The sequence below is a fragment of the Streptomyces sp. NPDC026377 genome (genome assembly GCF_055567715.1).
On sequence record NZ_JBVHPV010000004.1, the window covers coordinates 352,467 to 365,434 of the forward strand.

12 protein-coding genes are annotated in these 12,968 nt (G+C 69.0%); 3 read left to right on the forward strand and 9 right to left on the reverse strand.

What is annotated here, in order from left to right; all coding sequences use genetic code 11:
• Window positions 1–73: 73 nt before the first annotated feature.
• From qcrB to ctaE, 4 genes are all read right to left on the reverse strand, one after another.
• On the reverse strand, window positions 74–1,702 hold the full coding sequence (qcrB, locus tag ACZ4MU_RS11880) for a cytochrome bc1 complex cytochrome b subunit (protein WP_467874323.1): 1,629 nt from the start codon (window positions 1,700–1,702) through the stop codon (window positions 74–76).
• The gene (gene qcrA / locus ACZ4MU_RS11885; RefSeq protein ID WP_467874326.1) at window positions 1,699–2,748 is read right to left on the reverse strand and encodes a cytochrome bc1 complex Rieske iron-sulfur subunit; all 1,050 of its coding nucleotides are present in this window, start codon (window positions 2,746–2,748) and stop codon (window positions 1,699–1,701) included. Before qcrA ends, qcrB begins: the two co-directional genes overlap by 4 nt.
• Window positions 2,745–3,554, reverse strand: coding sequence for a cytochrome bc1 complex diheme cytochrome c subunit (gene qcrC / locus ACZ4MU_RS11890; protein WP_358833668.1), 810 nt, complete (start codon window positions 3,552–3,554; stop codon window positions 2,745–2,747). Before qcrC ends, qcrA begins: the two co-directional genes overlap by 4 nt.
• A gap of 63 nt (window positions 3,555–3,617) precedes the next feature.
• Entirely contained in the window at window positions 3,618–4,238 is a 621-nt protein-coding gene (ctaE, locus tag ACZ4MU_RS11895) for an aa3-type cytochrome oxidase subunit III (protein ID WP_067158287.1), read from the reverse strand.
• A 178-nt stretch (window positions 4,239–4,416) separates the two neighbouring features.
• Here ctaE and ACZ4MU_RS11900 point away from each other — a divergent pair, with 178 nt between their 5' ends.
• Window positions 4,417–4,833 (forward strand): hypothetical protein, encoded by a 417-nt coding sequence (locus ACZ4MU_RS11900; RefSeq protein ID WP_467874328.1) that lies wholly within the window; start codon window positions 4,417–4,419, stop codon window positions 4,831–4,833.
• A 31-nt stretch (window positions 4,834–4,864) separates the two neighbouring features.
• On the opposite strand, the gene ACZ4MU_RS11905 is transcribed toward ACZ4MU_RS11900, so the two are convergent.
• The 4 genes from ACZ4MU_RS11905 to ctaC form a co-directional block, all read right to left on the reverse strand.
• A complete protein-coding gene (locus tag ACZ4MU_RS11905; RefSeq protein ID WP_467874331.1) occupies window positions 4,865–6,124 on the reverse strand; it encodes a L,D-transpeptidase in 1,260 nt (419 codons plus the stop codon).
• A 156-nt stretch (window positions 6,125–6,280) separates the two neighbouring features.
• The gene (locus tag ACZ4MU_RS11910; RefSeq protein ID WP_467874333.1) at window positions 6,281–6,679 is read right to left on the reverse strand and encodes a cytochrome c oxidase subunit 4; all 399 of its coding nucleotides are present in this window, start codon (window positions 6,677–6,679) and stop codon (window positions 6,281–6,283) included.
• On the reverse strand, window positions 6,676–8,415 hold the full coding sequence (ctaD, locus tag ACZ4MU_RS11915) for an aa3-type cytochrome oxidase subunit I (RefSeq protein WP_467874335.1): 1,740 nt from the start codon (window positions 8,413–8,415) through the stop codon (window positions 6,676–6,678). Before ctaD ends, ACZ4MU_RS11910 begins: the two co-directional genes overlap by 4 nt.
• Window positions 8,412–9,416 carry an aa3-type cytochrome oxidase subunit II gene (ctaC, locus tag ACZ4MU_RS11920; RefSeq protein ID WP_467874337.1) on the reverse strand — a complete coding sequence of 335 codons (1,005 nt, stop codon included), beginning with the start codon at window positions 9,414–9,416 and terminating at the stop codon, window positions 8,412–8,414. The genes ctaD and ctaC overlap by 4 nt, the downstream gene beginning before the upstream one ends.
• 378 nt (window positions 9,417–9,794) lie before the next feature.
• Between ctaC and ACZ4MU_RS11925 the strand changes: the two genes are divergently transcribed.
• Window positions 9,795–11,177 carry an aminotransferase class V-fold PLP-dependent enzyme gene (locus ACZ4MU_RS11925; RefSeq protein WP_467874339.1) on the forward strand — a complete coding sequence of 461 codons (1,383 nt, stop codon included), beginning with the start codon at window positions 9,795–9,797 and terminating at the stop codon, window positions 11,175–11,177.
• Between the two features lie 455 nt (window positions 11,178–11,632).
• On the opposite strand, the gene ACZ4MU_RS11930 is transcribed toward ACZ4MU_RS11925, so the two are convergent.
• Complete coding sequence (locus ACZ4MU_RS11930) at window positions 11,633–12,607, reverse strand: carbohydrate kinase family protein (protein WP_467874341.1); 975 nt, start codon at window positions 12,605–12,607, stop codon at window positions 11,633–11,635.
• A 140-nt stretch (window positions 12,608–12,747) separates the two neighbouring features.
• Here ACZ4MU_RS11930 and ACZ4MU_RS11935 point away from each other — a divergent pair, with 140 nt between their 5' ends.
• Window positions 12,748–12,954 carry a hypothetical protein gene (locus tag ACZ4MU_RS11935; protein ID WP_467874343.1) on the forward strand — a complete coding sequence of 69 codons (207 nt, stop codon included), beginning with the start codon at window positions 12,748–12,750 and terminating at the stop codon, window positions 12,952–12,954.
• The last annotated feature ends 14 nt before the right edge of the window (window positions 12,955–12,968 follow it).

Genomic DNA, 12,968 nt, shown 5'->3' on the forward strand with positions numbered 1-12,968 from the left:
CGGCGAAGGGCCCCGTCCATCGCGTGGACGGGGCCCCGTGCTGTGTGGCGTACAGCGGTGCGCTGGGAGGGGATCAGTGGTGGCCGTGGCCGCTGGTGATCTCCTCGTACTCCTCGGCGGTCGGCTTGGCGATCTGGCTCTGCTCGCCGAAGTAACCCTTGTGGAGCTTGACGCGCAGCTTCTCCATACGGGAGACCTTGCGCTTGACACCGTTCTCGTCGACGGCGGCCGGCAGCTCGGCCGGACGGGTCTGCTCGTGTGCGGTGAGCTTGTAGAGCTGGCCCGCGTCGAGCGGCTCGTGGACCTCGACGAACTCACCGTGCGGCAGCCGCTTGATGATGCCGGTCTCGCGACCGTGCAGCACCTTCTCGGCGTCCCGGCGCTGCAGGCCCAGGCAGATCCGCTTGGTGACGATGAACGCGACGACCGGGCCGACGAAGAACGCGATCCGGACGAACCAGGTGATGGCGTTGAGCGACAGGTTGAAGTTGGTCGCCCACAGGTCGTTGCCACCACCGACCAGCATCACCATGTACGCGGTCACCCACGCCACACCGATACCGGTGCGGACGGGAGCGTTGCGCGGACGGTCGGCGATGTGGTGCTCGCGGGTGTCCTTGGTGATCCAGGCCTCGATGAACGGGTAGGCCGCGATCGCGAAGAGCACCAGCGGGAAGATCACCAGCGGGATGAACACACCGAGGACCAGCGTGTGGCCCCACAGGTTGATCTCCCAGCCCGGCATCACTCGGATGAGGCCTTCGGCGAAGCCCATGTACCAGTCGGGCTGGGCGCCGGTCGACACCTGGTCCGGGCGGTAGGGGCCGATCTCCCAGATCGGGTTGATCGAGGCGATCGCGGCGATGACCGCGATGACACCGAACACCAGGAAGAAGAAGCCGCCGGCCTTGGCCGTGTAGACGGGCAGCAGCGGCGCGCCCACGACGTTCTTGTTGGTGCGGCCGGGGCCCGCGAACTGGGTGTGCTTGTGGTAGAAGACCAGGATCAGGTGAGTGATCATCAGGCCGAGCATGATGCCGGGCAGCAGCAGGATGTGGACCGAGTAGAACCGGGCCACGAAGTCGCCGCCGGGGAACTCGCCGCCGTAGATGAAGAACGACAGGTACGTGCCGACGACCGGCACGCCCAGGATGGCGCCCTCCATGAACCGGACGCCGGTGCCCGAGAGCAGGTCGTCCGGGAGCGAGTAGCCGGTGAAGCCGGTGAACATGCCGCAGAAGAACAGCAGGAAGCCGAAGAGCCAGTTGACCTCGCGCGGCTTGCGGAACGCGCCCGTGAAGAAGACGCGCATCATGTGCACGAACATGCCGGCGAGGAAGATCAGCGCCGCCCAGTGGTGGATCTGCCGGATCAGCAGACCACCGCGCACATCGAAGCTGATGTGCATGGTCGAGTTGAACGCCTCGGACATCTGTACGCCCTGGAGCGGAACGTAGGAGCCGTCGTAGACGACCTCGTTCATGCTCGGGTGGAAGAACAGTGTCAGGTACACACCCGTGAGGATGATGATGATGAACGTGTACATGCAGATCTCGCCGAGCATGAAGGACCAGTGGTCCGGAAAGATCTTGCGCATGTTGGTCTTGGCCAGGGTGTAGATCCCCAGCCGGCCGTCGGCCCAGTCGGCGAACTTCTCGCCGTTGCCGGCCTCGCGGCGCTCGTCGGTCGTGGTGGTGCTCATCCGCGCTCCCAGAAGGCAGGACCGACGGGCTCTTCGAAGTCGCCGAGCGCTTCGAGGTAACCCTCGCTGTTCACGCCGATGCGCAGCTGCGGCAGAGCGTGACCGGCCGGGCCGAAGATGACGCGGGCCCCGTCGGAGAGGTCGAAGGTGGACTGGTGGCACGGGCAGAGCACGTGGTGGGTCTGCTGCTCGTACAGGCTGATCGGGCAACCGACGTGGGTGCAGATCTTCGAGAACGCCACGATGCCCTGGTGCGACCACTCCAGCTCGCGCTTGTCCTTGATGTTCTCCGGCTGGAGCCGGACGATCATCAGGGCGGCCTTGGCGATCTGGGTCTGGAAGTCGTGCTGGTCCTCCTCCAGGCCCTCGGGCTTGGCGAAGGTGAGCGAACCGACGGCGACGTCCTCGGGACGCAGCGGCTCGTTGGTGTTCATGTTGATGAGGGCCTTGCCCTTGGCCCACATCGTCTTGCGCAGCTTGTCCTCGGGCAGGGTGCCCAGGTCGCGCAGGAGCACCACACCGGCGAGCGGCACCATGGCCAGCGCGCCGTACATGGTGTTGCGGATCAGCTTGCGGCGGCCGAAGCCGGACTCGCGGACGCCGTCCGCCCAGTCCCGCATGACCTTCTCGCGGACCTCCGGCGGAGCGGCGATCTCGTGACGCTCGTCCGACATCTCCTCGTCGGCCATCAGCGTGCGGGCCCAGTGGACCGCGCCGGCGCCGATGCAGAACAGCGCGACACCCAGGGTCAGACCCAGGGAGAAGTTCAGCGCGCTGACGTGCCCGAACGGGAAGATGTAGACGATCTTGTCGATCGGGAAGATCACGAAGGACGCGATGAAGGCGACCGTGGCGACCATCGAGAGCATGAAGAGACCGGCGACCACGCGCTCGGAGCGCCTGGCGGCCGCCTCGTCGATGTCCTGGACGCGCGGACGGTGGGGCGGCAGCCCCGGGTCCGCGAACGGGTCGCGGGCGCGCTCGACCGAGCCGTGCTCGGGGTCCTGCTCGCTGGGCAGGTTCTCGGAATTGTCTTGGCTACTCATGACTTCTTGGCCTTAGCGGAGTGGGCCGCGATCCAGATGGCGACTGCGATGAGGGCACCGAGGCCGAAGATCCAGGCGAACAGGCCCTCACTGACGGGACCGAGGCCCCCCAGCGACAGGCCACCGGGGCTCGCCGTCTTCTCACTGTTCACGGCGTCCAGGTACGCGATGATGTCCTGCTTCTGCTTCTGCGGCATCGTCGTGTCGGGGAAGGACGGCATGTTCTGCGGGCCGGTCTGCATGGCCTCGTAGATGTGCTTCGGGTCCACGCCCTCCAGGCTCGGGGCGTACTTGCCGTGCGTCAGCGCGCCGCCCTTGCCGGAGAAGTTGTGGCACTGGGCGCAGTTGGTGCGGAACAGCTCGCCACCCTTGGCGATGTCCGCGCCTTCCGGGCTGTACTGCTTCTCGGTCGGCTTGATCGGGCCGGCGCCGAGGGAGGCGACGTACGCGGCGAGCTGGTCGATCTCGGCCTGCGAGTAGATGACCTTCTTCTTCGGCACCTGGGCGCCGGGCTGCTGCGCCGGCATCCGGCCGGTGCCGACCTGGAAGTCCACGGCGGCGGAGCCGACGCCGACCAGGGACGGGCCGTCAGAGGTGCCCTGACCGCCGGTTCCGTGGCAGCTGGCGCAGCCGACGGAGTAGAGCTTCTTGCCCTCGTCGATGGCGAGGGACTGGGCGGTTTCGTCGGCCTTCGCCTTGTCCGCGGGCGCGAACGCGGCGTACAGCCCCCCGGTGGCCGCCAGCGCGAGGAGTAGGACGACGAGCGCCGCCAGCGGATGGCGTCGTCGTGCGGAGAGCTTTTTCACGGATTACCCCGGTGTCAGGATCTTCTGCGTCAGTGCGGGATGGTGTCGGGTCTGCGTGCCCGATTACTTGATCAGGTAGATCGTGGCGAAGAGGCCGATCCAGACGACATCGACGAAGTGCCAGTAGTAGGACACGACGATGGCGGCGGTCGCCTGTTCGTGGGTGAACCTTCTGGCCGCGTACGTCCTGCCGAGAACCAGCAGGAAGGCGATGAGACCGCCTGTCACATGCAGACCGTGGAAGCCGGTGGTCAGGTAGAACACCGAGCCGTAGGGGTCGGAGGACAGCGAGAGGCCGTCCTTCTTCACCAGCTCGGTGTACTCGAAGACCTGGCCTCCGATGAAGATCGCACCCATCACGAACGTGATCGTGAACCAGGTGCGCAGCTTCTTCACGTCGCCCCGCTCGGCGGCGAAGACGCCGAGCTGGCACGTGAGGGAGGAGAGCACCAGGATCGTGGTGTTCGTCGCCGAGAACGGAAGGTTCAGCGAGGACGCCATTTCCTTCCAGTGCTCGGCACCCGTCACCGATCGCAGGGTGAAGTACATCGCGAAGAGGGCCGCGAAGAACATCAGCTCGGAACTCAGCCAGATGATGGTTCCGACGCTGGTGAGGTTCGGCCGATTGACCGACGGGTGCGCGTGCCCGGTTTCTACTGTCGTTGCTGTCGCCACGACCGACATTATGTCGGTCGCTTATCTCGCGCTCACTCCGGGGGGTGCCGTTCGGTGTGTCCGCACCCCGTGTCCTGCCCGAACGGCCCATCCGGGGGCTCGCCGAAGCGGTGTTGACACCGTGTCGGACGGAGTAGCATCCGCGCATCGGCTCCCGAGCCCGTACCGCCGTCGAATCGGAGGAACAATGCAGTCGAGCGCCACCGTACTTGTCTACAGCGACGACGCGAACACCCGTGAGCAGGTGCGGCTCGCCGCCGGGCGCAGGCCCGCCTCCGATGTTCCCCCGGTGACGTTCCTGGAGTGCGCGACCCCGCACGCCGTCCTCAAGGAGCTGGACCGCGGCGGCATCGACGTGTGCGTCCTGGACGGGGAGGCCGCCCCGGCCGGGGGCATGGGCATCTGCCGGCAGATCAAGGACGAGATCTTCCAGTGCCCGCCCGTGCTGCTGCTCATGGGGCGCCCCCAGGACGCCTGGCTGGCCACCTGGAGCCGCGCGGACGCCGCGGTGACCCTCCCGGTCGAACCGGTCGAGTTCGCGGCCGCGCTGGCCGCCCTGCTGCGTCAGCGCCGTCCGGACGGCGCCCTGGCCACCCGGGCCTGATCCCCCCGCCCCAGCCCCCACCGGGCAGGCCCTAGACCTGCGGCCGCAGCCGGGCGGAGTTCACTTTGCTCTGCCCGGCCTTCGCGTCGGCCTGGAGCACGCTGCCCTTGCGCCACTTGTCCCAGTCCACGTTCCAGTCGCCGAAGCCGTTGTCGAAGGGCGTCATGTCCTCGCCGATGCTGTTGACGACCTTGACGATGTCGCCCTCGGTGACGGTCTCGTAGAACCAGGCCGCGTTCCCCGTGGACATGCCCGTACAGCCGTGGCTGACGTTCGCCGCGCCCTGCGAGCCCACCGACCAGGGGGCCGCGTGCACGTACTCGCCGCTCCAGGTGACCCGGGTCGCGTAGTAGACCGGCAGGTCGTACGCGTCGGCGCTGCCGGCCGAGATCCCGACCGTCTCCCCGCGCATACGTACGTAGTACTGCTTGCCCAGCACCACCTTGACGCCGTTGCGGGTGGAGAAGCCCGGCTTGCCGGTGGTCACCGGAATGGTATTGATCACTTCCCCGTTGCGTTTGACCGTCATGTAGTGCGTGGCCGCGTCCGTGATGGCCTCGATGCGGTCACCGGTGGTGATCTTCAACGGCTTGGCGGGACCGCCGTAGAGCTTGTCCGCGATCCGCACGCCCTCCAGGCGCGAGGTGGCCCTGACGGTCGCGTGCGCGGGCCAGTAGTCCTTGGGCCGGTAGTGCAGGGTCTTGTCGTCCACCCAGTACCAGGCGCCCTCCACCGAGGGCGTGGACTCGACCTTCAGGGCCCGCTCCACGACCGAGCGGGCCGCCTTGTCCTTGACCGGCTTGCTGAGCTCCGCCGTGATGGGCTGCCCGACGCCGTACTTGCCCGCGTCCGGGCCGAATTCGACCTTCACGGTGTCCGTGGGCGCGGTGGTGTCGAACGTCAGCGTACGGCGCCCCGGAGCCCCGTCGGAGTCCTCCGTGGAGACCACCACGGTGTAGTGGGTCCCCGCGACCAGCGGCGAGGTGGAGTGCCAGCGGTTGCCGTCGCCGTCGAGCTCGCCCGCGAGGTAGCGGCCCGCCGCGTCCGCGACCGTCACGTCCGTGATCCGGCCGCGGCCGCCCCTGGCGGTGATCTCCAGGGGCTTGTCCGGGTCCGCCTTCGCGCTGCCCGCCGGACCGTTGTACGCGACCTGGCCGGCCGCGTCGTAGGGCTTGGCCGAGAGCGGGTTGCCGTCGCCGCCGGAGTGGCCGCACCCGGCGGCGCCCGCCCCCAGGGCGATGACCAGCAGGGTGCAGCCGAGGACGGTACGGATACGCGGTGCCTGACTCATGCCCACACGTTATGAAGAGCGGGCCGGTTCGGCGCGCGGGAGGACTGCAAACGGGCGGTGCTCCCCCTGGGCGGCCCGGGAACGGCCCCCGGGTACGCGGAAGGGCCCCGCGGCTCGGTACGAGCCGCGGGGCCCTTCACGGGTGCGTGCGGGGACCTACTGGTTCTGGTTCTCGCCGCGGTAGTACTCGAACACCCAGCCGTAGACCCCGATGAGGATCAGCGGCGCCGAGAAGTACAGCAGCCACCAGCCCATCGCGATGGCCAGGAACGCCAGCGCGCCACCGACGGCGAGCGAGAGCGGCTGCCAGCTGTGCGGGGAGAAGAATCCCAGCTCACCGGCGTCGTCCGCGACATCGGCCTCCTTGTCGTCCTGCGCGCCCGCGTCGACCCGCCGGGCCGTGAAGGCCAGGTAGAAGCCGATCATCACGCTCAGGCCGAAGGCCATCACGAGAGCGGTGGCACCGGCCGGCTCCTTCGACCACACGCCGTACACGACGGCCATGATCAGGATGAAGACGGAGAGCCAGAGGAACATCTTGCCCTGGATCTTCACTTGCCCGCCTCCTTGCTGCCGGCCAGCGCCGCGTCGCCACCGGCGCCGTGGTTCTCGAGCTGGTCGAGAGCCGCGATCTCCGGGTGGTGCAGGTCGAACGCCGGGGATTCGGAGCGAATACGCGGCAGGGTGAGGAAGTTGTGCCGCGGCGGCGGGCACGACGTCGCCCATTCGAGCGAACGGCCGTAGCCCCACGGGTCGTCGACCTCGATCTTCTTGCCGTACTTGGCGGTCTTCCAGACGTTGTACAGGAACGGCAGGATCGACAGGCCCAGCAGGAAGGAGCTGATGGTCGAGATCGTGTTCAGCGCGGTGAAACCGTCGGCGGCGAGGTAGTCCGCGTAACGACGCGGCATGCCCTCGGCACCGAGCCAGTGCTGCACCAGGAACGTGCCGTGGAAGCCCACGAACAGCGTCCAGAAGGTGATCTTGCCCAGGCGCTCGTCCAGCATCTTGCCCGTGAACTTCGGCCACCAGAAGTGGAAGCCGGAGAACATCGCGAAGACCACGGTGCCGAAGATGACGTAGTGGAAGTGCGCGACGACGAAGTACGAGTCGGAGACGTGGAAGTCCATCGGGGGCGAGGCCAGGATGACGCCGGTCAGACCACCGAAGGTGAAGGTGATCAGGAAGCCGACGGCCCAGAGCATCGGGGTCTCGAAGGACAGCGAGCCCTTCCACATCGTGCCGATCCAGTTGAAGAACTTCACACCGGTCGGTACCGCGATGAGGAACGTCATGAACGAGAAGAACGGCAGGAGCACGCCGCCCGTGACGTACATGTGGTGCGCCCACACGGTCACGGACAGACCGGCGATGGCGATCGTCGCGCCCACCAGGCCCATGTAGCCGAACATCGGCTTCCTGGAGAACACCGGGATGACTTCGGAGATGATGCCGAAGAAGGGCAGAGCGATGATGTACACCTCTGGATGGCCGAAGAACCAGAAGAGGTGTTGCCACAGCAGCGCGCCGCCGTTGGACGCGTCGAAGATATGGGCACCGAACTTGCGGTCCGCCTCCAGGGCGAACAGCGCGGCGGCCAGGACCGGGAACGCGAGCAGGACCAGCACACCGGTCAGCAGGACGTTCCACACGAAGATCGGCATCCGGAACATCGTCATGCCAGGGGCGCGCATGCAGATGATCGTGGTGATGAAGTTGACCGAGCCGAGGATCGTGCCGAAGCCGGAGAAGGCCAGACCCATGATCCACATGTCGGCGCCGACGCCCGGCGAGCGGACCGCGTCCGACAGCGGGGAGTAGGCGAACCAGCCGAAGTCGGCCGCGCCCTGCGGGGTGAGGAAGCCACCGACCGCGATGGTCGAGCCGAACAGGTAGAGCCAGTAGGCGAACATGTTCAGCCGCGGGAACGCCACGTCGGGCGCACCGATCTGCAGCGGCATGATCCAGTTCGCGAATCCGGCGAACAGCGGCGTCGCGAACATCAGCAGCATGATCGTGCCGTGCATCGTGAACGCCTGGTTGAACTGCTCGTTCGACATGATCTGCGTGCCGGGGCGGGCGAGTTCGGCGCGCATGAAGAGCGCCATGATCCCGCCGATGCAGAAGAACGCGAACGACGTGACCAGATACATCGTGCCGATCGTCTTGTGGTCAGTGGTGGTCAGCCACTTCACGACGACGTTCCCCGGCTGCTTGCGCCGGACCGGCAGCTCGTTCTCGTACGAGTCGTCTGCTGCCGCGGCACCCTGGGATTCGTTGAGGATGCTCACAGTTTGTTCGTCTCCGCGTTCTTGGCGGGGTCGGTCTGAGCGATGCCCGCCGGCACGTAGCCGGTCTGGCCCTTCGCCGCCAGCTCCTTGAGGTGCTGCTGGTAGCGCTCCGGGGAGACGACCTTCACGTTGAAGAGCATCCGGGAGTGGTCGACACCGCACAGCTCGGCGCACTTGCCGAGGAAGGTGCCCTCCTGGGTCGGGGTCACCTCGAAGGAGTTGGTGTGCCCCGGGATGACGTCCTGCTTCATCAGGAAGGGGACCACCCAGAAGGAGTGGATGACGTCACGGGACGTCAGCACGAAGCGGACCTTCTCGCCCTTGGGCAGCCACAGCGTGGGCCCGGGGTTTCCGGTCTGCGGGTTCCGCGTGCCGGGGATGCCGACGTCGTACACACCGTCCGCGCCCGCCGGGAAGTCCTTGGTGAAGCGGTCCGGGATGGCGGACAGTTCCTTGGACTTGGCGGCGTCGCCCGTGGCCGGGTTCCCGTCCACGTTCTCGACGTAGTTGAAGCCCCAGCTCCACTGGTAGCCGACCACGTTGACGGTGTGGGCCGGCTTCGGGGAGAGCTCGAGGAGCTTCGACTCATCGCGCGCGGTGAAGTAGAAGAGCACCGAGACGATGATGAGGGGGACGACCGTGTACAGCGCCTCGATGGGCATGTTGTACCGGGTCTGCGGAGGTACCTCGACCTTGGTGCGGCTGCGCCGGTGGAAGATGACGCTCCACAGGATCAGGCCCCAGACCAGCACGCCCGTGGCGAGCGCGGCCGCCCACGAACCCTGCCAGAGGGACAGGATCCGCGGAGCCTCCTCCGTCACCGGGGTGGGCATACCTAGGCGAGGGAAGTCTTTCCAGTTGTACGAGCAACCGGAGGCGGTAGCCAGGACCAGGCCCGCGGTCGACACCTGCAGCAGCTTCCGCCGCATCGGGCGCCTCGACGTGGGGGAACCGCCCGCGCCCTCTAGGCAGCGGGGGAGGTCGGAGCCGTTGGGACTCACGTAGCGCCTTCCCGAGAGTCTCGCCCGCGCCGGCCGGCTCCGGCCGTCCGTCTCGCTGGTCGGTCGCCGCCCTGGCCGCGGGCAGGGGTTTGGATGTTTATGCGGAGCAAACCCTACTGGACGCTATTTGGGGTCGCGCGGGGAGGGTGCCCAACGCGCCGCCGGGGCCCCCGAAGGGGTGGAATCCGGGCCTCCGGGAGGCATCTGACGGGTCTTTCCGTACGGGTGTACGGGGAGTGGGGCGGTGCGGGGTCGCCTCGAAGGGGGCGCGGGGACGGGTGGCCCGCGCCCCGGGGACCCGCACCCCGCATCCCGGGGACCTGCGCCCCGGGGACGCGTACCCCGCACCCCGCACCCCGCCGGGGATAGCGTGATCGTGTGCCCTACTTCGACGCCGCCTCCTCCGCCCCCCTGCACCCCGTGGCCCGCCAGGCCCTGATGGCTTCCCTCGACGAGGGGTGGGCCGACCCCGCCCGGCTCTACCGCGAGGGCAGACGGGCCCGGCTGCTGCTCGACGCGGCCAGGGAGGCCGCGGCCGAGGCCGTCGGCTGCCGCCCGGACGAGCTCGTGTTCACCTCTTCGGGTACCCGGGCGGTGCACTCCGGAATTTACGGTTCCCTCGCCGGGCGCAGACGTGTCGGCCGCCATCTGGTGGTGTCGGCGGTGGAGCACTCCTCCGTACTGCACGCGGGCGGGGCCCTGGAGGCGGACGGCGGCGAGGTGACGCGGGTGCCGGTCGAGCGGACCGGCGCGGTCTCCTCCGCCGCGTTCGCCGCCGCCCTGCGCCCCGACACGGCGCTGGCGTGCCTGCAGTCCGCCAACCACGAGGTGGGCACGGTCCAGCCGGTGGGCGAGGTGGCGGCGGCGTGCCGGGAGGCGGGGGTGCCGCTGCTGGTGGACGCGGCCCAGTCGCTGGCGTGGGGCCCGGTCGAGGAGGGCTGGTCGCTGCTGGCCGCGAGCGCGCACAAGTGGGGCGGGCCGTCGGGGGTCGGACTGCTGGCGGTCCGCAAGGGCGTGCGGTTCGCCCCGCCGGGCCCCGCCGACGAGCGGGAGTCGGGCCGGGCCCCCGGCTTCGAGAACATCCCGGCGATCGTGGCGGCGGCGGCGTCCCTGCGGGCGGTGCGGGCGGAGGCGGCGGCCGAGGCGGAGCGGCTGCGCGAGCTGGTCGGCCGGGTGCGTACCGGGGTGGCGCGGCTGGTGGAGGACGTGGAGGTGGTCGGGGACCCGGTGCGGCGGCTGCCGCATCTGGTCACCTTCTCCTGTCTCTATGTCGACGGGGAGACCCTGCTGCACGAGCTGGACCGCGAGGGCTTCTCGGTTTCGTCCGGTTCGTCCTGTACGAGCAGCACGCTCACGCCCAGCCATGTGCTGCGGGCGATGGGGGTGCTGAGCGAGGGGAACGTCCGGGTCTCGCTGCCGTGGGGCACCGAGGCGTCCGACGTGGACCGGTTCCTGGAGGTGCTGCCCCGGGTGGTGGCGTCGGTACGGGCGCGGCTGGGCGCCCCCGCGTCCTCCCCGGCACCCGCCGCGCCCTCCGGCGACCTGACCCTCGACGCCCTCGGCAAGCGCTGCCCGCTCCCGGTGATCGAACTCGCCAAGGCGATCAACGACGTCCCGCTGGGCGCCACGATCACGATCCTCGCCGACGACGAGGCCGCCCGCCTCGACATCCCGGCGTGGTGCGGGATGCGGGGGCAGGAGTACGTGGGAGAGGAGGCTCGGGAGCGGGGGTCGGCTTATGTGGTGCGACGCGTTTCCTGAGCGGGGCTTGGGGTGCGGGATGGCTCACGGGGTGCGGCGCGTTTCCTGAGCGGGGTTTGGGGTGCGTGTTCTCAGCGGGGCTAGGTGTGTGCCCTGAGGGGGCCGGGCGCAGCCCAGGCCCTTCAGGGGCGCGGGGAACTGCGCGACCAGCCCCCACACACCCGCACCCGCCGACGGCGGAACCGGGGCAGACGGGGTGCGCAGCCCGGCGGGAGCGGGGGCGCCGCTGTGCCCACCCGTGCCGCCCCTGGCGGCACGCATGCCCACAGCGGCGGGAGGGAGGGCGGCTCCCACAGCGGCGAGGGGCCCCCAGCGGCACGGGGGCGGTGCCACAGCGGCGGGGCGGCGCCCACAGCCGTGTGGGGCGGCCGGCGCCCCGGCGCGCCGTGCCCACAGCGACGGGAGCCGTCCCGGTGTGCGTCGGGCGGTGCCCGCCGACGCCGGGGCGCTGGGCGTCAGGACAGGTACGTTCGGACCTCGTCCGCCGCGTCCGTTCCGTACGCCTTGGTGAAGCGGTCCATGAAGTGCGCCCGCCGCAGCTGGTACTCCTGGGTGCCGAGCGTCTCGATCACCAGCGTCGCCAGCATGCACCCCACCTGCGCGGCCCGCTCGTGGCCGACCCCCCAGGACAGGCCCGACAGGAAGCCCGCGCGGAACGCGTCGCCGACGCCGGTCGGGTCGACCTTGGCGTCCTCCTCCGGGCAGCCGACCTCGATCGCGCCCTCGCCCACGCGCTCGATGCGCACGCCGCGCGAGCCGAGGGTGGTGACCCGGTAGCCGACCTTCCCCAGGATCTCCTCGTCGCTCCAGCCCGTCTTGGACTCGATGAGCCCCTTCTCGTACTCGTTGGAGAAGAGGTACTTCGCGCCCTCCAGGAGCGTACAGATGTCGTCGCCGGACATCCGGGCGATCTGCTGGGAGAAGTCGGCCGCGAAGGGGATCCCGCGCGTCTTGCACTCCTCGGTGTGGCGCAGCATCGCCTCGGGGTCGTCGGCGCCGATGAGGACGAGGTCGAGACCGCCCACGCGCTCGGCCACCGCCTGGAGCTCGATCTGGCGGGCCTCGCTCATCGCGCCCGTGTAGAAGGAGCCGATCTGGTTGTGGTCGGCGTCCGTGGTGCACACGAAGCGGGCGGTGTGCAGGACCTCGGAGATACGGACCGAGTTCGTGTCCACCCCGTGCCGGTCCAGCCAGGCCCGGTACTCGTCGAAGTCGGAGCCGGCGGCGCCGACGAGGATCGGCCGGGTGCCGAGCTGCCCCATCCCGAAGCAGATGTTCGCGCCCACACCGCCCCGGCGCACGTCGAGGTTGTCGACGAGGAAGGAGAGGGAGACCGTGTGCAGCTGATCGGCGACCAGCTGGTCGGCGAATCGGCCGGGGAAGGTCATGAGGTGGTCGGTGGCGATGGAGCCGGTGACTGCGATACGCACGGCTAGGACACTCCTGCGTGGAGGACTGTTGACAGCTAACGCTACCGGGTCGCCGAGGTTCCGCTGAAGGGCTGAAACTACCCCGTAACGGTTCTTTTTCCGCATGGTTCCCCTCGGCTGCCATGCGGAATAGGGAAACCATGAAGCGCACCGGAAACGTCACACCGGCCGTCACGGCCGAACCGAGCCTCGCCGAGCTGCGCGGCGCCTGTGTCCGTATGGCCCCCCACTGGGTGGTCCCGGCGGCCGCCGCGCCCGCGCCCGTGCCACCCTCGCGGATCCACGGGGTGTCCGTGCCACCGTCTTCGGTGGAGCTCATCGCCACCATGTCCGACTACGGCGACTGAGCCCTCCCGACAGC

What these genes read in the sequence shown, in the direction of transcription:
- qcrB (WP_467874323.1), bottom strand. Translation starts at nt 1,702, where the DNA reads ATGAGCACCACCACGACCGACGAGCGCCGCGAGGCCGGCAACGGCGAG.
- qcrA (WP_467874326.1), bottom strand. Translation starts at nt 2,748, where the DNA reads ATGAGTAGCCAAGACAATTCCGAGAACCTGCCCAGCGAGCAGGACCCC.
- ctaE (WP_067158287.1), bottom strand. Translation starts at nt 4,238, where the DNA reads ATGTCGGTCGTGGCGACAGCAACGACAGTAGAAACCGGGCACGCGCAC.
- ACZ4MU_RS11900 (WP_467874328.1), top strand. Translation starts at nt 4,417, where the DNA reads ATGCAGTCGAGCGCCACCGTACTTGTCTACAGCGACGACGCGAACACC.
- ACZ4MU_RS11905 (WP_467874331.1), bottom strand. Translation starts at nt 6,124, where the DNA reads ATGAGTCAGGCACCGCGTATCCGTACCGTCCTCGGCTGCACCCTGCTG.
- ACZ4MU_RS11935 (WP_467874343.1), top strand. Translation starts at nt 12,748, where the DNA reads ATGAAGCGCACCGGAAACGTCACACCGGCCGTCACGGCCGAACCGAGC.